The following is a 21,020-nucleotide window of genomic DNA, read 5'->3' as shown; positions in this document are numbered from 1 at the left end:
TCCATAAGCAGCTCTCATGCCACCCACGCAGGAGGCGCGCGCCCCCGCTGCGCAGCGCGCTCGAGGGCCAGCCGTCCTGCGCTGGCCGCGGTGGGTGTCGCGTTGTGCAACACGTCGATGAAGCGCGGAGTCGCGCGCCTCGCGGCGCCTTCAGCGACCGCCGCTCGCGTCGGGCGGGGCGCGGCGCAGGCGCGCTCGGCGGCAGGGCGGCCGGACGGTCACGGCTTCGGGTCGCTCGAACGCCCGCCGCGCATGCCGTACCGCTCGAGCTTTCGATACAAGGTCGCCCGGTCGAAGCCCAGGATCTGCGCTGCCTGGCTCTTGTTCCCGCCGACCACCTCCAAGACGCGCAAGATGTAGCGTCGCTCGACCTCCTCCATGGGGACGAGCTCGGTCGGATCGTCGCTCGAGACGAGGACATGGGAGCGCGCGTAGGTCCGGATCTTCTCGGGCAGATCGTCGACGGTGATGTGATCGTACCGCGCGAGCGCGACCGCTCTCTCGATGCAGTTCTGGAGCTCGCGCACGTTGCCGGGCCACGCGTAGGCCATGAGCTTCTCCGCCGCGGGCGCCGAGAGGCCCTCGATCGGCCTCGCCTTGACGGCCGCGAAGTGCTCGAGGAAGTGCTGCGCGAGCAGCAGCACGTCGGCGCCGCGGGAGCGGAGCGGCGGCAGGTCGACGTGGACCACGTTGATCCGGTAATAGAGATCCTCGCGGAAGCGGCGCTCTTCGATCGCCGTCTCGAGGTCGCGGTTCGTCGCGGCGATGAGCCGGACGTCCACCGGGATCTCCTCGTCGGCGCCGACGGGCCGGACGACGCGCTCCTGGAGGGCGCGCAGGAGCTTCGGCTGGAGCCCGATCGGCAGCTCGCCGATCTCGTCGAGGAACAAGGTCCCGCCGTGAGCTCGCGCGAACAGGCCGCTCCTCGCGCCCTTGGCGTCGGTGAACGCGCCTCGCGCGTGGCCGAAGAGCTCGCTCTCGAGGAGGGCGTCCGGGACCGCCGCGCAGTTCACCGCCACGAACGCGCCCTCGCTCCGCCGGCTGCGCTGGTGGACGGCGCGGGCGACGAGCTCTTTGCCGGTGCCGCTCTCTCCCGTGATGAGGATCGATGTGTCCGAGTCGGCGACCCGATCGAGCAGATCGAACACGCTCCTCATGACCGGGCTGCTGCTGAGGATCTGCTCGTACCCGCGGGCGTCGGCCACGGCGCGCCGCAGGCGGCGGACCTCCTCGCGGAGGGCGCGGTGGCGCAGGGCGCGCTCGACGGTCAGCCGGAGCGCGTCGAGCTCGAAGGGCTTGGTCACGAAGTCGTACGCGCCGGCGCGGATCGCCGACGTGGCGGTGTCGAGGCTGCCGAACGCGGTGATGACGATGACCGGCAGATCGGGCCGGTTCTGGACGATCCGCTCGCAGAGCTCGAGGCCGTTCATGCCGCGCATGGTCATGTCGGTGACCACGACGTCGAAGTCCTCGACCCCGAGGAGCTCGAACGCCTCCGCGGCCGACGTCCGCCACGCCGTCCGGAATCCACGCTTCTTGAGCCCGGCGTCGAGGAGCTCGCAGACGCCGCGCTCGTCGTCGACGATCAGGACGCGCCCCGTCATGGCTTCCACTGTGGCAGGAACATCGTGAAGCAGCTCCCCGAATCCACTCGGCTGTCGGCATGGATCCAGCCGCCGTGCTCCTTGATGATCCCGTAGGTGACCGACAGGCCGAGCCCCGTCCCTTCGCCGACGGGTTTGGTCGTGAAGAACGGCTCGAAGATGTGCTCGAGGATGTCGGCCGGCATGCCTCCTCCCTGGTCACGAACGGACAGCGCGACGTAATCCCCCTCGACCCCACCACCCTGGTCGTCGGGGGGACTGGCGCGCTCTGCCCGGACTCCAACCGTCAGCGTGCCGCCGGACGGCATGGCCTGGATGGCGTTCACCACCACGTTCGTGAGCGCCTGCTGGAGCTGGTCAGCATCCGCGTGGACGAGCAGCGCCGACGTGTCCCCTTCCTGAACGATCGTGACGCCCTGCTTCTCCGCCAGTGGCCTCAGCATCGTGAAGGTGCTGCGGAGCACGCTCCCCAGCGGGGTTTCCTGCTTCTCCGCGCTGCGGCGCCGGGCGAAATCGAGCAGCTGGCGGATGATCTGGGTCATTCGTTGCGCCTGCTCGAGGATGATCTGTCCGTTGGCCGGCACCTCGTCGCCGGAGACGTCCCCGTCCACCAGCATGCGTGCGCGCCCCGCGACGACCTGGAGGGGCGCGCCCAGCTCGTGCGCGATCCCGGAGGCGAGCTTGCCGACGGTGGCGAGCCGCTCGGCGTGGCGGAGCTGCTGGAGCGCGGCGAGCCGCGCTGCCGCTTCGGACTCGAGCTTCTGGTTCGCCGCAGCGAGGCGATCGCACATCGCGTTCATCTCCCGTCCGAGCTCGCCGATCTCATCCTTCTGGTGCAGCGACAAGCGTCGGGAGAGGTCACCCGCGCCGATCCGCCGCGCCTGGTCGATCAGCGTTCGCATGGGACGTCCCACCAGCCCGACTCCGAGGGACGTGGTTAGCAACCCGCATACCAGCGCCAGAGCGGCTGTCGTGACGGTGGTGTTCAGGATCATGCTCCGGATGGTCCGGCGCGCGCCCGCCAGCGATTCGGAGAGCAGCAACGCGCCGACGCGGTCGCCGGGCACCGGCACGGGCATGCAGGTGATGAGCACGTCCGCGTCTTTGCGGGGGATCCTGTGCACGACGGTTTGCCCCATCGAGACGGGGACGAGCAGCTCTGGCGCCAGCCCTGGCCGATACGCTTCGCTCGCGTGCTCGTCGAGCCAGACCCACCGGATGTCCACCTGTCGCTCGCGCTCGTTTGCATCGTCGACCAGGCGCAGCGCGCGGGCCTGCCCTTCGGAGCGCCACACCTCGGTCACGGCGGCGGCCAGCACGCGGCCCATCGTGTGGTGGTCCCGCTGCACATCGTTCTCGAAGATCCTGGCCTCTCTGCGGATCTGGACGTAGGCGCTCAGCGCAAGCACGAGGAAGACTCCGAACACGAGAGCGAGCGTCAGCTTGCGCGCGAGCTTCATGCCGGAGGCGTAGCGCAGGTGGTGCGCGGGGAGCTACCCGCACGAGGCCGCCGCAAAGTACGACATGCCGCATTTTGCGACAACAGCGCAGGGCGTCGGCTCCGGATCAGGAGCAGGCCGCCGAGCGCGTCGGGCGTCATGCGCGGCACGACTCCCCGGCGAGATCCGGCGCTCGCTGGGCTGACGCCGTGCTTGTGCCCAGAGCCGATCACCCGGGGAGGCGGAGCTGCGGTGGACGGCGCTGGCGCGCGATCTCACCTCGGCTTCTCGGCCGCCTTTTCCGGGCAGCAGAACAGGTGATCGGGCACCAGCATGGCGCAGCCGTCTTTCCAGGGGTCGTCGGGCGCGTAGTCCGTCCGGTTCTCCGCAGGATAGAAGTACGCCCTGGGCCTCTCTGGATCCGTGCAGGCCCTGTCGCGCTCCGGCGCTGCCTCGCGGCGCTTCGGCGCGCCTTCGCCCCTGGAGCAGGCCGCGAGCGCGGCGCCGGCCACGACGAGCGCGAGGAGGGCGGCGACGGACCTGCGAGCCCAGGGCGACGCGCGCCTCCGCGGTCGTCGCGGCGATGGTCGCCGGTGAGCGCTGACGGTGTTCGGGCCTTCCGGGGGTGTGGAGATCATCGTTCGTGTCCTTCCCGCGTCCGGCGTGGCGGCCTGGCGCCGTCCGGCGTGGCGGCCTGGCGCCGTTCTCGCCTGGTCAACCTATGGAGACGGGCGTACCGCTTCCCTCTCGGCGCAGCCTTGCACGTCGCCTCCGCTCGCGTGCTCTCCGGCGCCGACGCGCCGCACCGCCTCGTTCTTCAACGATTGCATCGGGCCTGCAACGGGCTCGACTTCAAGCGCACGCAGGCCCGCGGAGGGCAGCCGAGACCCGCGCAGGCCGCTTCGAAGCTCGGATAGCAGCAGCCGTCGGCGAAGACGTCGCTCGCGCCGCAGTCGCCGAAGCTCTGAGCGGGATGCGCCGGAGCAGCGCATCGTGCGGGCTTGCTGGGCGGTTTGGGATGCGCCCTGGGCGCGTGACTGGGAGCAGGGCTCCGGTCTGGCTCGGACGCCGGCGCGCTTCCCACCGCGGGCTCGGCGCCAGGGGCCGGCCCGTGGTCGGACGTGGATGCCGGTGTTGGCTCGGAGCCGTGCGTCGCCTCGGGCCCGTGTGTCGGCTCGGGGCGTGGCGCTCGCTCGGCGGTCGAATCAGGCCCTCGACCGGTCGGCGCGGCGCCGGGCTCGCGCCGAGGGGGCGAATCAGGCTCTCGACCCGGCGCAGCGGCCGGGGCTGCGGTCGAGGCGGTCGGGCTCGGCGTGCTCGCGCAGTGGACGAGGAGCAGAAGCAGCGAGAGAGGGCGCCCGAGCGCGAGCGTCCGGACCGATGCCAGCTTGCGTGCCACCGAAGGAGCATCGCACGATGGCCCGCGCGAAGCCAGGAGGGCTCCCATCGCACGCGCGTCACACGCGCGATCGGTCAGCCGCTGGCGCCGCCCCCCGCGCCGGCGATGTCGGTCGAGGCGTAGTGTCTCATCTCCTGGATGCGCTCATAGAACGGCTTCACCTTGGCGAAGAAGGACGGGAACGACGCCGTCTTGCGGAACCCCTGGAGGTGGCCCTCCAGCGAGCCCCAGCTTATGCGGACGACGAAGCTCGCCGGATCCTCGACGCAGCGGGAGACCTCGTAGTCGATACAATGCTCGGAGCCGCGCAGCTCGGCGGCTGCGTCGCGATAAGCGGCCAGGAACGCCTGCTCTTGGTCCGCGGGGATGGCATAACGAATATACTCGATGATCATGGCAGCTCCCTGGGTCGGGTGGCCGGAGGCGCTCCGTGCGGCGGCGCGCGCGCTCCGGAGAGCAGGGATACGTGGCCGCGGCCCTGCCGTCGAATCGACAGTCCGCGCGCCCATCCATCGATGGTGTCTATGGGTTGGCGTGCTATCCATCGATCATGCGCCTGCAGTCGGTGGACACCCACCTCGTCGTCGCCTTGCACGCTCTGCTCCAGGAGAAGAGCGTCACGCGCGCCGCGCGCCGCGTCGGCGTGACGCAGCCCTCGATGAGCCACGCGCTCTCACGGCTGCGCGCCCATTTCGGGGACCCGCTGCTCGTCCAGGTCGGCAGGCAGATGACGTTGAGCGAGCGAGCGCGCGACCTTTTGCCGAGAGCAGCGGAGGCCGTCGAGCGCCTCGAGCAGGTCTTCAGCCCGGCCGAGCGGTTTGACCCGGGGCGCTCCAGGCGCACGTTCCGGCTCGTCGCGACCGACAACCTCGAGCTGCTCGTGCTCCCGGCCTTGGCCCGGCTCCTCGCCGCGGAGGCGCCGCGCGTCGACGTGCGGTGCCGCAACATCCCGGCGGATTTCGCGGAGCTCCTGCGCTCCGGCGAGCTCGACGGCAAGCTGGGTCGGGGCGGGCCGGTGCCCGACGGGTGTCGGTCCATGTTGCTGGCCGCCGAGCGGCTCGTCTGCGTGATGCGGCGAGGCCACCCGGCGTCCCGGAAGCCGCTCACGGCGGCGCGCTACGCTGCCTGCGAGCACCTGATGGTCTCGCCGCATGGAGAAGATCACGGCGTCGTCGATCGGGAGCTGGCAGCGCGGGGGCTGCGCCGGCGGGTGACCCTGACGGTGTCGCATTTTCTCGTCGCTCCGTTCATCGTCTCCGGCTCCGACCTGCTGCTCACCGTGTCCGCGCGGGTCGCCGAAGCCGTGGCGTCGAAGCTCGACCTGGTGGTGCGGCCGTGTCCGGTCGAGATCGCGGGCTATGCGCTGACGCTCGTCTGGGCGGAGCGCTCCGAGCGCGATGAAGGGCACCGCTGGCTTCGGGCCGCCATTGCGAGGGCCGTCGCCTGCGAGCCGGTCGAGGGCCCGGGCGCGTCCGGGTGAGGATCGGCGCGGGCTGCGCGTGCGCTGGTGCACGCCGAGGCGCGATGGGGCCGGCCTGCCACGCGGCGTGGGCCTGCGATGACACGTGCCTCAGGCGCGGCGCGGGTTTTCCGGGTCGTGCTCTGCGGCACGCGCCGTGCTCCTCCGGGCCGGCATGCCGTGCATCCGAGCCGCTGCGCTGATCGCCCTGGTGACGCTGACTTCCGGCTGTGCCGCCCGGTCGCAGCCCGCATCTCCCGTTCCCGTCGAGATCCCGGTCGCGCCTGCGCAGCGCACGGCCGAAGCCCAGGCGGCCGGGAACGCGGCGCCCGGCGGCGTCGTCCTGGTCTGGGGCAGCGTGGGCGACGGAGCGCCGCGGACGTGGCATCTCGCGGAGGGCGGCGCGGTGATCCGCGAGGAGCCCGGGATCGTCGTGGCGACCCGGCGAGGGGAGTGGCGCTGGGAAACGCGCGAGGAGCAGGTGGCGACGTCGGCCTGCGAGATGGGGCTGGGGGAGATGCGCGAACCGGGCGAGGGCACGGCGACCCGCGCGGCGCTCGTGCTCCGCGGGAAGGGCGAGCGCCAGGAGGTGATTTCGCCGCCCGATGGGGACGAGAGCAACGAGATCCACCACACGGCCGCGCTGATCGGGAGCGTGGGGCCGTACCTGTTCATCGAGGAGCGGACGTATACGGACCTCTGCGGGGCGCACGGCTTCGAGGGCGCGGGGTTCGTGGCGTGGGACGCCGAGCGGCGCGCGGCCGTCGATCTGCTGGCCGAGGTGCGCGGCGTGACCGCGCTGCAGAGCGCGGCCGAGGCGCTGCTCGACGACGGCGAGGACGGCGCAGAGGCTGCGGGGCAGGAGCGGGATGCACCGGAGCTCGTGCAGATCGCGCCAGCCTACGATGAGCGGGGGGCGCTCCGGCTGACGGCGCAGCTCGCGCGATCCGCGTGCTACGCGTGCAGCGACGGGGCGTGGAGCTCGTACTCGCGCTCGGCGGTGGTGCCGGTCGAGAGGACGCCGGCGCGCCTCGCGGCGTGGGCGTCGACGCCGCCCGACGTGCGGGCGTTTCTGGAGCGGACGCCGGGGGTAAGGCTCGGTGGATGGTCGCAGGCCGGCCAGGAGGAGTGAGCTGGACTGGGACTACGCACCCAGGTTGGCACGAGTGGGACTACGCACCCAGGTTGGCACGAGTGCTCGAGTGCTCGATCCCCCGGGACCCGCCGCCACCGCCGGACCTGCCGCCGGACCCGCCGGACCCGCCGGACCCCACCCAGGTTGGCGCCGGCGCCGCCGCCGGACCCGACCCAGGTTGGCGCCGCCCCCCGGACCCGACCCAGGTTGGGCGACTACCCGACCCAGGTTGGCGACCTGACTACTACCCGACCCAGGTTGGCGCACCCCTCAGATTGGGTCCCGAACCCAGGTTGGAACTAACCCAAGATTGGAACTAACCCAGATTGGACCCGATCCAATGTTGGACCCGATCCAGGCCATCAACGCGGGTTACGGGTGTAAGTTGGGCTATGTCGCGGCGCGCCGACTCAGAGTGGCGGAAACTGGCGGAAAACCGCTGCCGCCACCCATGCGACCGTGCAAGTCCTTGAAATGATTCATGCCGACTCATGGCGCGGCGTTTGTATCTGCGCGCGGCCATGAGCCAGCCTCGCCAAATCGCTCCAGGTGCGACCTACCTACTCACCCGCCGGGTCATGCGTCGGCACTTCCTGTTGCGCCCCGATGCGGCCATCAACCAGCTGTTAGTCTACGCCCTCGCTATATCGGCTCGCCGCTACGGCATCGAGGTTCATGCCATTTGCGCGATGTCAACACATCTGCACTTGGTCGTGACCGATGTGCAGGGCGTGCTGCCGCGCTTCTTGCAATTTTACCATCGACTGGTCGCATTGGGCACCAAGGTGCTGCGGCAGTGGGAAGGGCCAGTATGGGACCATGAGGCCACGAGCGTGGTACAACTCGTGACGCAGGCGGCGGTGGTAGAGAAGATCGCGTACGTGCTCGCGAACCCTGTGGCTGCTGGCCTGGTTCGGCACGCGAGCGAATGGCCAGGCGTCAAGGTGGATGTGGATGACCTCGGTCGTGGAGTGCTGCACGCGCTGCGCCCGTCCGCATATCTCAATCCAAAGAATCCGCAGTGGGTCGAGCAAGCGACGCTCTCGCTCGCGCTGCCGCCTACCATCGAGCAGGAGAACGCGGAGGACTTTCGCCTGCAGGTCGCGGCAGAGCTTGAGCGCCAGGAAGCTCAGGCCCATGCAGAGGCGGAGCAACAAGGCCGCCGCTTTTCGGGCGCCGAGCGAGCCAGCGAGATCTCCCCGTACGAGCGAGCCACGAGCCGCGAGGAGCTCGGTGCACGCAATCCAACGTTCGCCGTGGGCCGCAACCAGGGCGACGCTTGGCGAACCGCTACGGCCGCTGTACGTGCGTTTCGCATATCCTATCGCACGGCGCTTAAACAGTGGTGTGCTGGCGTGCATAACGCCGTGTTCCCGGTGGGGACATGGTGGATGCGCACGTTCCACGGTGCCAGGGTGAACGACGCGGCGCTTGCAGCGTAGAACGGCGATCGGGAGCGCGACAGCGACTCGGGCAGGGACGGCGTTGTCTTGACGCGTTGTGGGGCGTATATGCCCGTGTCGGCGAGGCGGGAGCGGCCGGCGGATGCTCGGCGCTGCATCACGCGCCTTGCGCGCATATGCCGTGCCGGGCCAAGCGGGCACGAAGCGGCGCCCATGCCAGGCTGTCGAAGCCTCTGATCGATGGCAGGAGACGGATCTTTGCCGGCCGTCGCGTCTCGCTCACCAGGTCAATCCGGGTCGTTGCCCGGCAGCCCGCGGACTGGAGCAATCCGCATGGGCAACCCGTAGCAAGCAGCAACCCGGGTCGGGTAGCAACCCGCAACCCGGGTCGGGTCGACCGACCAACCCGGGTCCGCAGGTGGTCGCAATCCGGGCCCGGTCGCGGCCGCCGCCGTCGCAGGTCGCCACCGCAGGTCGCCCGCCGCTCCGCCGCGCCCCCCCCACGCAACCAGGGTCAGGTCGCCCCGCCCCGCGCTCCCGCGCCCCACGCAACCAGGGTCAGGTCGCCCCGCAATCCGGGTGTGCCCAACAGGTCGCAACCCGGGTCCGGTCGGCCCGGCCCGGGTCCGGTCGGCCCGGCCAGCGGCCCTCCGTCAGAGCAGGTCGTCCAGTTCGTCCATCGCCTGGGAGAGGTCCTCGCTCATCTCCTTCAGCTTCTCGCGGTCCTTCTCCAGGAGCACGGCCTGCGCAGCGCGCGCCTTGTCTCCGAGCTTGCGCGCCGCGAGCACGTTCTCGAGCAGATACCGCCGCTCGGTCGCGCCGAGCGTCGCGAACGCGCGCCGCAGGATCGGCAACGTGTCTTTGAAGCGCTCCGGCGCGATCCCCCCGAGGAAGGCGTCGAGCGCCTCAACCACGGTCCGGCTCTTGACGAGGACGAGCGCGTTCACCTCGAGGAAGCCGGCCAGGAACGACGCCGCCGGCTCGGGCGGAGCCGCGCCCCCGAGCCGCAGGCCGACCACCCTCGCCACCTCCGCATCGTCGATCGCCTGCGCCAGGTAGAGCAGCCCGCAGGCGAAGCCGGACGCCGTCGGGTTCACCGCGTCGCTGTCCACGAGCCCCCGCGCCGCGGCGAGCCACGCCGCGCGGTCGACGATCGGCTGCGACAGCGCCACGTCGTGCAGCGTGCGCAGCGCCTCCTTGGCCGTGGCGACCGCCTCGTCGCTGCCCGTGCAGCCCCCCTGCACGCGCAGCACCGCGCGCGCGAACGTCTTCTCGAGCATCGGCGCGATCACCCCATCGCCGAGCGACGACAGCGACCGGGACGACCCGAACGACGCGAGCCCCGCGAAGGCGCGGCACGCCCGGGCGAGCGACGGCAGATCGCTGTCGCCCGCGGCGAACTGGTCGCACGCCCTCAGCGCCGCGGCCACCGCGCGGGCGCTCGACGCCAGCACCCCGTTCAGCAGCACGTCGGCGGCCTCGCCGGTCGTGTGGCACGCCGCGAGGTCCTCCTCGAGCAGCCGCGTCGCCACCCGCTCCAGCGTGTCGCCGAGCACGATCTTCTCGACCAGCGCAACGTCGGTGGCCGGCGTCCACTGCGCCTCCCACGTCTCGCTGAGCTGCCCGAGCAGCTCGTCGGGCGGCGTCTCCTGGGTTGCCTGGCCGCCGCGCCGCCTCGCCCCGCCGCCGGCGCGCCGCGCCCCGGCGTAAGCCGCGTAGGGAATCTTGGCGATGCGGAGCCGGTGCAGGAGCACGCTCGTGCCGACCTCAACCTGGTTGGTGAGCGACAGCCGGAACGACTCGGGCGCGTCCGTGGCGGGGAGCCTGCGCTCGCGCACCTCGCGCCAGAACTCCTCCTGGAGCGAGTTCTTCCCGATGCCGCCGCCGACGCGACCCACGTTGCGCCCGATGACCGCCGGCCACAGAAATCCGTCCACGTGCGTCGCGTCGCCGCGGCACATCGTCGCGATGGTCGCCTCGCGCACCTCGTCGAGGCCCGGCTCTGCCTTGCCGCGGAGCTCGGCGAGCGTGACCGCGAGGCGGAACGCCTCGATGGTGTCGGCGAGCGAGGCCATGAAGCCGCGGAGGCGGAGGTGCTCGGTGAAGTCGATCAGCACCTCGAGCGTCGCGCGCCGGAAGTCGCCGCCCGCGTCGTGCGCGCGCTGGTAGTACTGCGGCGCCCGGTTGCCCGCGCCGTAGCCGAGCTGCTCGGAGAGCCGCGGGAAGCTGAACGGGATGAGCGTCACGCCGCACGGCACCGGCGCCGGCAGCCGCGCCTCCAGCGCGGGATCGACGTCGCGCGCCGCGAACGCCGCCGCGTGCGCCGCGCCGAGCACGGCCGCGACCTCGTGCGGGGCGAGGTCCGGCCCCATGCGCTCGAGCAGGCACCGCGCCATGTACGCGTCGCGCGCCCGGTGGACCAGCCGGTCCCCGTCGCTGCGCGCGAGGTCCGCGTACGCGAGGAGCGCCTCGCGGAATGACCTCGGGTCGTAGCGGGGCGCCTCGAACGAGGCCTCCCAGAACTCCTCGAACGAGCGGAAGCCCCGGGCCCGCGCGCACGCCTCGTAGATGCTCTCCTGCTCCCCTTCCGCGGACGCCGGCGCCTCGCCGCCGTCCTCGCCGTCCTCGCCGCTTGCGCCGTCCTCCGCGCGCCCACCGCCTTCCGCGTCGCTCTCCCGCTCGTGACCGCCGGGGTCCTCGACGTCGTCGTGGCCGACCATGGCGCCCTCGAACGGCGCGAGCGTCATGCCGACGGGGACGTCGATGAGCTCGACGCGCACCCCGTGCTCGAAGGCCCATTTCACCGCGACGTACTCGGGCGAGTAGGCGGCGAACGGCCACAGCGACGACGCGGGCGTCCCGTCGGTGCGGTAGCCCAGGATCGCGACGGGCGGGACCGTCTTCGGGTCGACGAGCGCCTCGAGGAGCGGCGTCGCGTCGCTCGGGCCCTCGACGAAGATCGCCTTCGGGCGCACCTCGTCGAGGTAGGCGCGCAGCGTCGCGCTGGAGCGCGGCGAGTGGTGCCGCACCGGGAAGAGGTGGACGGCGGCGAGCCGGGCCAGGTCCATCGGGGCTCCTTCAGGGCGCGAGGCGCTTCTTGGCGGCGGCGTAGAACTCCTTCCAGAGCCCGGTGCGCCCCTTGGCCACGGTCTCGCAGTACTCGCGCACCGCCTTGAGGTCGTCGCCGCCCTCCTTGCTCACGGCGCCGAGCAGCGAGCGGGACAGGTCGTCGGCGGTCACCTTTCCGGTGCCGAAGTGCTGCGCGAGGATGCCGCTGTTGAAGAGCACGCTGATCGCCTCGGCGGTCGACAGGACGGACCCTGGCGCCTTCACCTTGGTCTTGCCGTCCTTGGTGACGCCGGCGCGGAGCTCCTGGAACAGCGTCACGAGCAGCTTCGCGAGCTCGGCCGGCGGCTCGACGCCGACCTGGTAGTCGCCGCGGAGCTCGGCCTCGCGCTTCTGCACGATGCGGATCTCCTGCTCGAGGTCGTCGACGACCGGGACGGTGATGAAGTTGAAGCGGCGCTTGAGGGCGGCGCTCATCTCGTTGACGCCGCGGTCGCGGGTGTTCGCGGTGGCGATGAGGTTGAAGCCGCGCTGGGCGGGGACCACCTGGTCGAGCTCCGGGACGGCGATCTGCTTCTCGGACAGGAGGGAGATCAGCGCGTCCTGGATCTCGGACGAGGTGCGGGTGATCTCCTCGAAGCGCGCGAACCGCCCGTCGCGCATGGCGCGGAGGATGGGCGAGGGCACGAGCGCCTTCTGCGACGGCCCTTCGGCGAGGAGCAGGGCGTAGTTCCAGCCGTATTTGACGTGCTCCTCGCTGGTGCCTGCGGTCCCCTGGACGACGAGCGCGCTCGTCCCGCTGATGGCCGCCGACAGGTGCTCGGAGAGCCAGCTCTTCGCGGTGCCCGGCTCGCCGACCAGCATGAGGGCGCGGTCGGAGGCGAGCGTCGCGAGGGCGACCTGCACGAGGGCGCGGTCGCCGATGTACTTGGGGGTGATCGCGACGCCGCCGACGGGCTTGTCGCTCCCGAGGATGTAGGTCTCCACGGCCCTCGGCGAGAGGCGCCACCCGGGCGGCCTCGGCGCGGTGTCCTCGGCGGCGAGGGCGGCGAGCTCGTTCGCGTACTTGGTCTCGGCGGGCTGGCGGAGGTCGCTCATGGGCGGGGGAGAGGCTACCGCAGAACGGGGTGGGGAGAGAACGACACGGGCGGAGGTCGAGGATGCGCTCGGAAGCTTCGTGCTCGATCTGCTCCCGGGAGCGCGAGGCGCTCAGGCACGCCGCTCGAAGGCGAGCTTGACGCCCATGCCGACCATCATCGCGCCGCTCGTCCGGTAGACGCCGGTGAGGGCCCTCGGACGCGCGCGCAGCCACGCGGACAGGGTGCCGGCGAAGTAGCCGACCAGCCCCTTCACCAGGAAGGTGAGCAGCGAGAACGCCACCCCGAGCCCGCTGATGAGCAAGGTCGGGTGCTCGGCATCACCAGGGACGAACTGGGGGAGAAAGGCGAGATAGAAGATCGTCACCTCAAGAAGAGAACGATCTGGGTCTCCGACATCGCATCGATCATCTGTGTTGGATTCCTTACATGGTCGACTGTAACCGAGCCCGAACGCCGCAGCTAAAGGACAGGGCTCCGCCGAGCAGGATCGCGGCGAACCACAGGCTGTCGCGCGGTGGTCAGAGCACGTCCCGGAGGCCGCGACGAGGCCGCTATCACCTCTGCCAATGTGTGCCGAACTGAGTCAATCGGAGGGGGCTCGGGTCTCGCTGAGCTCCGTGCTCTGCTACACACTGGCGCATCGTGGGCAGCGCTAGCGCATCGTGGGCAGCGCTAGATCGAGCGCGATGGCGTGATCGCAACCCCATGGGGCAGATGAGCACGCAGTTTGCACTGACCGCGCTCGAGGACGGAGCCGCACTCACGGACGGCTCCCCCACTCCTTGGAAAGATGATGATCATGAAAGCACATCGACTCGCCTGGGTCGCGCTCCTGCTGGTCGCCGCACAGGTTCCGTTCGTTGCCGCCTGCTCGGGCACGGTCGACGGCTCGGGCGATCCCGAGCCGGATACCGGGAACGATCCCTCCGGCGAAGGCGGCGGCGACGTGAGCGCGCCCGAGACAGCGCCCGACCTGTTCGCATGCGACCTCGAGCTGAGCTGTGAGAAGATCTCGCGGCACCTCGGCCCGGAACCACGAGAGGCGCTGGAGTGCGCGGCCAGGCTCCTGCTTTCGGGCGGCACGGGCGTCCTCGCGGCGCTCGATACCCCCGGACCGTTCATCGACGAGACAGAGTCGCTCATCGTGGTGCTGGGCGACGGCACCGCGCTCGTGCAGACCCGCGAGAGGCACTGCGGAGCCCCCGACGAGCCGCCCTGCCAGCCCGACACGTGGGAGGCGCCGTCTCTGCATCAGATCTGCGATGTCGACATCCCTGAGTCCATGGAAGAAGCGTGCGAGGAAGACTCCGAGGAGGGGTGTGTCTGGGTGCCGTGGTCAGGGCTGAGCAACTGCCAGGCCGTGGACGACGCCACCTGCACCGACATCGCTGAGCGGCTCGCACCGAGGTGATCGCCCGCCTCGCCCGGCTCCGGTGAGCCAGACACCTGGCTCCGTGGCGGTCAGGCGAGCGGCGGATTCATGTGCTCAGGCGGCCTCCTGCCGCGCCCCCATCGCGGCGAGCGGCGGTATCCCGAACCGCGCGCGCACCTCGCCGAGCGGCAGGTGGACGACGTCCCAGAAGTCCCAGCGGTCGCTCAGATCGACCTTGCAGGCCGCGCCGCGCGCCGGTCACGTCCGCGCGCCGGTCACGTCCGCGCGCCGGTCACGTCCGCGCGCCGGTCACTTCCGCGCGCCGGTGACCTGGATCTCGCGGAGGCGCGCCCGCGCCGCCGCGTAGTACGGCTCGATCTCCTTCGCCGCCGGCGTCCCCCAGAGGTTCTTCCGCTCCTCCGGGTCGCCCGCCAGATCGTACAGCTCGAACCGGGCGCCGCCCGAGATCGTCAGCTTCAGATCGCCGCGGATGAACGACCGCCGCGCGTCGTTGTATGGCCCGGCCGGCATGTCGATCAGCACGTCGCGCGCCGCGGCCTGCTCGCCGGGCGCGAGGAACACGTCGGGCAGGAGCGACACGCCGGACAGGAAGTCGGTCGCGGGCGCGCCCTCCCCCGGCCCGGGGACCCGCATCAGATCGAGCAGCGTCGGCGCGAGGTCGATCAGGCTCCGCCGCGCCGAGACGCGCGACGGCGTCGCGCCCGGCACATGGACGAGCAGCGGCACGCGCACGAGCTCCTCCCAGAGCTCGAAGCCGTGGCGGAACATCTTGTGCTCGCCGAACGCCTCGCCGTGATCGCTCGTCACCACGATCGCCGTGCGCCCGCCGTACGGCGCCGCCGCGACCGCGTCGAGCAGCCGGCCGATGTGCTTGTCCGTGAAGGCCACCTCGCCGTCGTACAGGTCCCGCTGCGACGACGCGCCGAAGCCCGGCACGTCGTCGTGCCGGAGGTAGTCGGCGTGCGGATCGAGGTAGTGGACCCACAGGAAGAAGCGCCCGCCCGTGTTCTCGGGCGACCCGAGCAGCCGCAGCGCGGCGTCGGTCAGCGCGGGGCTCGTCGCCTTGTTGTCGACGTCCCACGGCGCGCCCTCGGGCGGCGCCGCGGACATGTCCACCACGTCGAACCCGCGATCGAGCCCGCCGAAGCTGCCGAAATAACGGTGCCCGTGCACGCTCATCGTGCGCACCCCCGCCGCCTTCAGGCGCTGCGCGACGAACGTGTCCTCCTCGCCGAACTTGTTGAAATGGCCCCAGTTTCTGTGGGTCTCGCTCCCGTACTTGCCGATGAGCATCGGGCCGATGCTCTTGCCCGTGTAGGACGCGAGCGCGTACGCGCGCTCGAACGCCGTCGAGCGGGCCGCGAGCGCGTCGAGGTTCGGCGACACGGGCCGCGGGTTGCCCGCGTAGCCGAGATCCCAGCGGAGCGTGTCGATCGTGATGAGGACGACGTTCAGGTCCTGGGGCAGGCGCGCCGCGGGCGATTCGGCGGGCGCGGCCGCCTTCGGGGCCGGGGCGAGCGCGGCCAGCGCCGCGGCGGTCAGGTCGCCGCCGGAGCAGTCGTCGTCGACGCCGTTGTCGAGGATCTCCTCGGCCAGCGGGTGGACGCGCGCGTCGCGGTCGTCGCAGTCGCCGCCGCCGAAGAGCCCGGCCGAGCGGTCGCCGTCGCGGTCGGCCAGGCGGCGCAGGACCGCGAGGCTCTTGCCGCCGACGGGCGCGCCGCGCTCGAGCGCCTGGCCCACCGCCGGCGCCGCGTTGAGCGCCGTGGCCGCGCGCGCGGTGAGCGCGAGCGGCAGGAGCGCGACGAGGAGCGCGACCGGGGCGCGCACCGTCCGGACGGCGACCGGCGCGAGGAAGGCGGCGAGCGCGACGACGAGCAGGAGCGCCGGCGCGCGCAGGTCGAGCTCGGGGCGCTTGAAGATGCCGTAGATGCCGAGGAAGCCGCCCTCGCCGGAGACGCCGCCCGTGGCGACGCCGACCGCGAACAGGGCCGCGGCGATCCCGAGCGCGACGCCGCCCGTGACCGCCGGGTCGACGCAGGCGGGGCGCCCGTCGCTCGCGTTGGCGAGCGCGCGCCGGAGCGGCGGCGTCAGGGCGAGGACGGCGAGCCCCGCGATGAGGCCGACGCCGAGCGAGCCCGCGGCGACGGCGGTGCCGACGAGCAGGGGCGCGGCCTCGAGCCCGAGCAGCGCGCGGGCGAGGTGCGCGCACAGGGTCATCCAGAGGAAGGCCGCGAGCACCGCGAGCGGCACGAACGCCGCGATGTCGGCGGGCCGGCCGATCGCCCGCACGCGGAGCGAGGCGACGAGCGTGGCCGGCGACGGCGGGCGCGACGGGTCGACCACGATCGCGCCGAGGCCGCCGAGCAGGCCGACGGCGAGCGCGACCGGCGCGAACACGCCGATGTCGGCGAGGTAGGTCGCGCGCTGGAAGGCGGGGTCGTCGCCGGCGAAGGCCGCGGCCCAGCCGGCGTCGAGCGACGCGGCCACGACGCCGAGGACGCTGGCGCCGAGGGCGCTCTTGGCGAGCCGCCCTGCCCACGCGCGGGCCAGCGTCGGGACGGCGGGCCCCGGCGAGCTGGGGGTGCGCTTCACGCGGGGCTCCGCTTCCGCGCCATCGGGTGGGCGTTCCGCGCCATGGGGTGGGCGGCGTCGTAGACCTTGAGCAGGTGGTCGATCGACACGTGCGTGTACCGCTGCGTGGTGGCGAGCGACGCGTGCCCGAGCAGCTTCTGGATGGCGCGGAGGTCGGCGCCGCCGTCGAGCAGGTGGGTCGCGCAGGTGTGCCGGAGCGCGTGCGGGTGCAGGTCGGACCGGCCGGCGCCGAGCGCGCCGTAGCGCTGGACGAGGGCCTGGACGCGGCGCACGCCGATGCGCGCGCCCCGGCGGGACAGGAAGAGCGCGCGCGGGTCGCGGGCGCCGGTCGTCGGGTCGGTGAGCTCGTCGCGCCGCTCGAGGTAGCGCTCGATGGCGGCGACGGCGTGGGAGCCCAGCGGGACCATCCGCTCCTTGTCGCCCTTGCCGATCACGCGCACCGAGGCCCTGTCGGCGGGCTGCCGGTCGACGTGGGCGAGGTCGAGCCCGCAGAGCTCGGAGACGCGCAGGCCGGCGCCGTAGAGGGTCTCCAGGATGGCGCGGTCGCGGAGCCCCTCGGCGGTGTCGGCGCCGGGGATCTCCATGACCTCGGCGGCGGCGTCGACGTCGAGGAAGGTCGGCAGGGGGCGCCGGACCTTGGGGAGGGCGAGCTGGGCGGCCGCGTTCTTGTCGACCTCGCCGCGCCGCTCGAGGTAGCGGAGCAGGGCGCGGGCGGCGCCCACCTTGCGCGCGATCGAGGCGGGAGCGTGGGTGCGCGCGAGCGAGCCCAGCCAGCTGCGCAGGAGGAGCACGTCGAGGCCGGTCACGGCCGTGTCCTCCACCGCGGCCGCGTCCTCGCCCGCGGTCGGGGCCTCGCCTGCGGCCTGGCCGGCGGCCGGGACCTTGCCGGCGGCGGGGACCTTGCCGGCGGCGGGGACCTTGCCGGCGGCGGGGACCTTGCCGGCGGCCGGGGCCTTGCCGGCCGCGGAGGCCTTGCTGCGCGTCGGCGCGGGTCGGTGGTCGGCGTTCGCGGCCGCCTTCTCGCGGGCGAAGCGCGCGAGCTGCTCGAGGTCGCGCCGGTACGCGGCCACGGTGTGGCGCGACGCCCGTCGCTCGGCCGTGAGGTAGGTGAGGAAGCGCGCGATCGCCTGCTCCAGCGTGGTCTCGCCGGATCGATCGCCGCCTCGCCGCACGTGCATCACCGGTTTGCCCTACCACCAGGACGCGGCGGCAGGCAAAGACTCGCCGGCAGCCCGCCGGGGCGCCGCGCTCCCGCCGCGCGGGCGCGCCGGGAGGCAACCCGCAGGCCGGGTGGCGGCGGCTGCCCGACTCGGGCCCCGTCGAGGTCGCGGCGCGCGCTGCGCAGGGCCGGTGCGCCGCTCGCCGCGGCCGGTGCGGCGTACGGCCCTCGGGGGGGCGCGGACGCGCCCGGCGCGCGTCCCTGCTGTTCAGGTCGTTCGGTGACCATCGCCGTGGCTTCGTGACTTGAGTTACCGAACCGCGCTTCGAACATGGGTTGTTCGCTGTGGCGCGGCGGACATCGGCCTTTGTTTCGCTGCGGGAAGGCTGCGGGAAGATCGACGGCTGCGCGCTCGCGCGCGGGCGCCGCTCAATCGGCGTTGCGGTGGCGGGCTGCGGGCCGGATTCCGGACATGACGGGGAAGACGAAGAGGAAAGGCCGAGGATCTCCCCGCCTTCCGCCCTCGCGCCCCTCTCCTGGGCAGCTCGGCTGCCGCCTGTCATGGACGTCCGCGGATCGCGCGCGTGATCCCGATACGTGCGCCGCTTTCGGTGTGGTACGAGGGCCGGCGCGCTGGCGACGACGCGCGGGGCGTGAGGAGCATGAAATGACGAATGCAGTCGTGAGCGAGCCGGCCACCGAGGTCCCGCCGAAGCTCTCCTTTGCCCAGACCCTGAGGAGCCTGCCGCGCTCCTTCTGGATGGGCTGCATCATGGAAATGTGGGAGCGGCTCGCTTACTACGGCGTGCGCGTCGTCATGCCCATCTACATCGCCCAGGCCGACGAGCCTGGGGGGCTCCACTTCAGCCAGCAGGACAAGGGCACCATTTACATGGTTTGGGCCCTCATCCAGTCGCTGCTCCCGATGATCACCGGCGGTTACGCGGACCGGTACGGCTACAAGCGCACGATCTTCGTCACGGTCTGGCTGAAGATCATCGGTTATCTGCTGATGGCGACGCAGCGGAGCTTCACCGGCTTCCTGCTCGGCGTGGTCGTCCTCGCGACGGGCACGGCCCTCTTCAAGCCCGGGATCCAGGGCACGCTGGCCCAGTCGATGGATAAGTCGAACTCGTCGGTCGGCTGGGGGCTCTTCTACTGGCTCGTGAACGTGGGCGCGGCGGTCGGCCCGCCGCTCGCCGGCTACCTCCACGGCAAGGGCTGGCCGTGGGTGTTCTACGGCTGCGCCGGCATCATCTCCCTGAATTTCCTGATGCTCTTCACCTACCGGGAGGTCGACTCCGGCGCCGACAAGACCGCCGACGCGTGGAAGGTCTTCAAGGACACGATCAAGAACATCTGGGACGCGCGGCTCATCACCGTGATCCTGCTGCTCTCGGGGTTCTGGCTGATGATGTATCAGCTCTGGGACCTGATGCCGAACTTCTACACGGACTGGATCAGCAGCACCTCGTTCGTGCAGAACAATTCCTGGCTCCCGTCCTCCTGGCTCGACGTCAAGGATGCGCGCGGGGTCCAGCTGAAGCAGGAGAACGTGCTCAACCTGAACGCGGTGTGCATCGTCCTCTTCCTCGTGCCGTTCTCGTACCTGGTGGCGAGGATGAAGGTGCTCTCGGCGATGACGCTGGGCATCCTCGTCGCGACCTTTGGCATCATCGTCTCCGGGACCACGACGTCGCTCTATGTCCTCTTCCTGGGCATCCTGCTCTTCTCCATCGGCGAGATGCTGACCGGCCCGAAGAAGAGCGAGTATTTCGCGCTCATCGCGCCGAAGGGGAAGAAGGCGCTCTACCTCGGCTATGTCAACATCCCGGCGGCGATCGGCCCGGCGATCGGCGCGCAGATGGCGGGGATCCTGTATGGCACGCGCGGCGAGAAGGCCACGCTGGCCCTGCGCTACCTCGCCGAGAAGACCGATGTCGCCAAGGGGAAGGCCTGGAACGGCGACGTGGCGTCGCTCCCGGAGCTCCTCGGGGTGTCGCGCCAGGAGGCCTTCCGGAAGCTCCAGGAGGTGCTGCAGATCGACGCGACCCAGGCCACGCGCCTGCTCTGGGACACCTATCAACCCTACGAGATCTGGTACTCGTTCGCGGCGGTCGGGGTCGCGTCGCTCGTGGGGATGCTGCTCTTCTCCCAGCGATCGAAGCGGTGGAAGGATCTCGACGTGTAGGCTCTGTCTGCCGAGCTGCTGCGCGGCCCGATCCATCGGTCGGGCTCGCGGGCATGGCACTCCGCATCATTCCAACGCTTCGGCCGCCGTCGTGGCGGTGACGGCGCGCTCGTGCCACCGTTCCAGCACATCGAGCTCGGCGCAGCCTTCGATGCGTGCGTCCTCCTCCGGGCGCAGCGCGAGCTTCCGCTGCGCGAGCACCCTTCGCAGCGCGGTCCGGGCCTCGGCGATGCGGCCCTTCTCGACCAGCTTCTGCTGCACGTCCGGGTTCGCGCCGAGCAGCGCCTGGAGGATCTCGCGCTCCCGCGCCTTGACCTCGGGGTCCTCGCCCTTGCCAACCCACCACAACAGCTCTTCGCGTACGGTCGCGGACATCGCGGTGGATCTTACCATGCCGAGCACCCACGCGAGCGGCATTCGCGAAGCGACCCACCGGGCGAACTCGTCGAGCGCCCGTCCCGAGCGGGCCACCAGGAAGGGTACGAGCTCGTTGCGCAGCGGCAGGTCGTTCGCTGCGATCCACAGGAAGGGGAAGAACGACGGCTCCACACGGTAGCAGCCCGGCCCGATCGCGACGAGCGCGCGTTGCGTCCGCAGCCAATCGGGCACGTGCGGCGCGACGAGCCAGAGCGGCTCCTGGCCCAACCACCCACGTGCGCTCTCTTCCGCCCGCTGCACCTGCCTCGCCTGCCGCCGGAGCAATGCGCGCTCCACCGCCGGGAAATCCAGATGGTCACCCGGCATCTTCAGCTCGACCAGGATCTCCTCGTGCATCCGGGCTTCCGGCCACGGCGCGGACAGCCCTGCGATGCGATCGGGGTGGCGTACGAGCAAGAGCCCATCGCCCTGCACCTTCACCAGGCCGATCTCGGGCGGATCCTGCCACGTGACGGCACCTCCGGTGAGCCGCTCCGTCTCGTCGGCAAAGGTGCGCTTGGCGAACTGATCCGGCTGGCCCACGCGCGGCGCAGTACCAGAGCGTGTTCACCGGAACTAGCGCATATCGCCGTGTTCATGGGCCCTTCGGCCCTTACGCACGACGGTACCTGCGCGTCTGAGAATCGCATGTGCCACGAGTTT

Annotated in this window: 15 protein-coding genes; 5 read left to right on the top strand and 10 right to left on the bottom strand. The window is 71.5% G+C overall.

Going from position 1 to position 21,020, the window contains the following annotated elements; translation table 11 throughout:
* Positions 1-218: 218 nt before the first annotated feature.
* The 4 genes from WMF33_RS43230 to WMF33_RS43215 form a co-directional block, all read right to left on the bottom strand.
* The gene (locus tag WMF33_RS43230; RefSeq protein WP_437334062.1) at positions 219-1,604 is read right to left on the bottom strand and encodes a sigma-54-dependent transcriptional regulator; all 1,386 of its coding nucleotides are present in this window, start codon (positions 1,602-1,604) and stop codon (positions 219-221) included.
* Complete coding sequence (locus tag WMF33_RS43225) at positions 1,601-3,064, bottom strand: sensor histidine kinase (RefSeq protein WP_437334061.1); 1,464 nt, start codon at positions 3,062-3,064, stop codon at positions 1,601-1,603. Before WMF33_RS43225 ends, WMF33_RS43230 begins: the two co-directional genes overlap by 4 nt.
* Positions 3,065-3,318: 254 nt before the next feature.
* On the bottom strand, positions 3,319-3,681 hold the full coding sequence (locus WMF33_RS43220) for a hypothetical protein (protein ID WP_437334060.1): 363 nt from the start codon (positions 3,679-3,681) through the stop codon (positions 3,319-3,321).
* A gap of 835 nt (positions 3,682-4,516) precedes the next feature.
* Positions 4,517-4,837 carry a putative quinol monooxygenase gene (locus WMF33_RS43215; protein ID WP_437334059.1) on the bottom strand — a complete coding sequence of 107 codons (321 nt, stop codon included), beginning with the start codon at positions 4,835-4,837 and terminating at the stop codon, positions 4,517-4,519.
* Between the two features lie 155 nt (positions 4,838-4,992).
* On the opposite strand from WMF33_RS43215, the gene WMF33_RS43210 reads away from it, so the two are divergent.
* The 3 genes from WMF33_RS43210 (at position 4,993) to WMF33_RS43200 (ending at position 8,478) form a co-directional block, all read left to right on the top strand.
* Positions 4,993-5,922: a LysR family transcriptional regulator gene (locus WMF33_RS43210; RefSeq protein WP_437334058.1), complete on the top strand. Its 930-nt coding sequence runs from the start codon at positions 4,993-4,995 to the stop codon at positions 5,920-5,922.
* 154 nt (positions 5,923-6,076) lie between these two features.
* The gene (locus WMF33_RS43205) at positions 6,077-7,033 is read left to right on the top strand and encodes a hypothetical protein (protein WP_437334057.1); all 957 of its coding nucleotides are present in this window, start codon (positions 6,077-6,079) and stop codon (positions 7,031-7,033) included.
* A 524-nt stretch (positions 7,034-7,557) separates the two neighbouring features.
* Entirely contained in the window at positions 7,558-8,478 is a 921-nt protein-coding gene (locus WMF33_RS43200; protein ID WP_437339573.1) for a transposase, read from the top strand.
* A 614-nt stretch (positions 8,479-9,092) separates the two neighbouring features.
* Here WMF33_RS43200 and WMF33_RS43195 read toward each other — a convergent pair.
* The 3 genes from WMF33_RS43195 to WMF33_RS43185 form a co-directional block, all read right to left on the bottom strand.
* Positions 9,093-11,507, bottom strand: coding sequence for a DUF5682 family protein (locus tag WMF33_RS43195; RefSeq protein WP_437334056.1), 2,415 nt, complete (start codon positions 11,505-11,507; stop codon positions 9,093-9,095).
* 10 nt (positions 11,508-11,517) lie between these two features.
* Positions 11,518-12,603, bottom strand: coding sequence for an ATP-binding protein (locus tag WMF33_RS43190; protein WP_437334055.1), 1,086 nt, complete (start codon positions 12,601-12,603; stop codon positions 11,518-11,520).
* Between the two features lie 111 nt (positions 12,604-12,714).
* Positions 12,715-12,969: a hypothetical protein gene (locus WMF33_RS43185; RefSeq protein WP_437334054.1), complete on the bottom strand. Its 255-nt coding sequence runs from the start codon at positions 12,967-12,969 to the stop codon at positions 12,715-12,717.
* Positions 12,970-13,404: 435 nt separating this feature from the next.
* On the opposite strand from WMF33_RS43185, the gene WMF33_RS43180 reads away from it, so the two are divergent.
* Positions 13,405-14,016, top strand: a complete 612-nt coding sequence (locus WMF33_RS43180) for a hypothetical protein (RefSeq protein ID WP_437334053.1) — start codon at positions 13,405-13,407, stop codon at positions 14,014-14,016.
* Positions 14,017-14,286: 270 nt separating this feature from the next.
* Here WMF33_RS43180 and WMF33_RS43175 read toward each other — a convergent pair whose 3' ends face one another.
* Both WMF33_RS43175 and WMF33_RS43170 read right to left on the bottom strand, forming a co-directional pair.
* Entirely contained in the window at positions 14,287-16,590 is a 2,304-nt protein-coding gene (locus WMF33_RS43175; RefSeq protein ID WP_437334052.1) for a sulfatase-like hydrolase/transferase, read from the bottom strand.
* Positions 16,587-17,768, bottom strand: coding sequence for a tyrosine recombinase XerC (locus WMF33_RS43170; RefSeq protein ID WP_437334051.1), 1,182 nt, complete (start codon positions 17,766-17,768; stop codon positions 16,587-16,589). The genes WMF33_RS43175 and WMF33_RS43170 overlap by 4 nt, the downstream gene beginning before the upstream one ends.
* Before the next feature lie 648 nt (positions 17,769-18,416).
* Between WMF33_RS43170 and WMF33_RS43165 the strand changes: the two genes are divergently transcribed.
* Positions 18,417-19,940, top strand: coding sequence for an MFS transporter (locus tag WMF33_RS43165; RefSeq protein ID WP_437334050.1), 1,524 nt, complete (start codon positions 18,417-18,419; stop codon positions 19,938-19,940).
* Positions 19,941-20,006: 66 nt separating this feature from the next.
* Here WMF33_RS43165 and WMF33_RS43160 read toward each other — a convergent pair whose 3' ends face one another.
* Entirely contained in the window at positions 20,007-20,900 is an 894-nt protein-coding gene (locus WMF33_RS43160; RefSeq protein WP_437334049.1) for a hypothetical protein, read from the bottom strand.
* Positions 20,901-21,020: the final 120 nt, after the last annotated feature.

This window comes from Sorangium sp. So ce394, assembly GCF_051474665.1.
Classification (GTDB): Bacteria; Myxococcota_A; Polyangia; order Polyangiales; family Polyangiaceae; genus Sorangium; species Sorangium cellulosum_D.
Note: the sequence above shows the minus strand (reverse complement) of the source record. Positions and strands in the feature narration are given on the sequence as shown.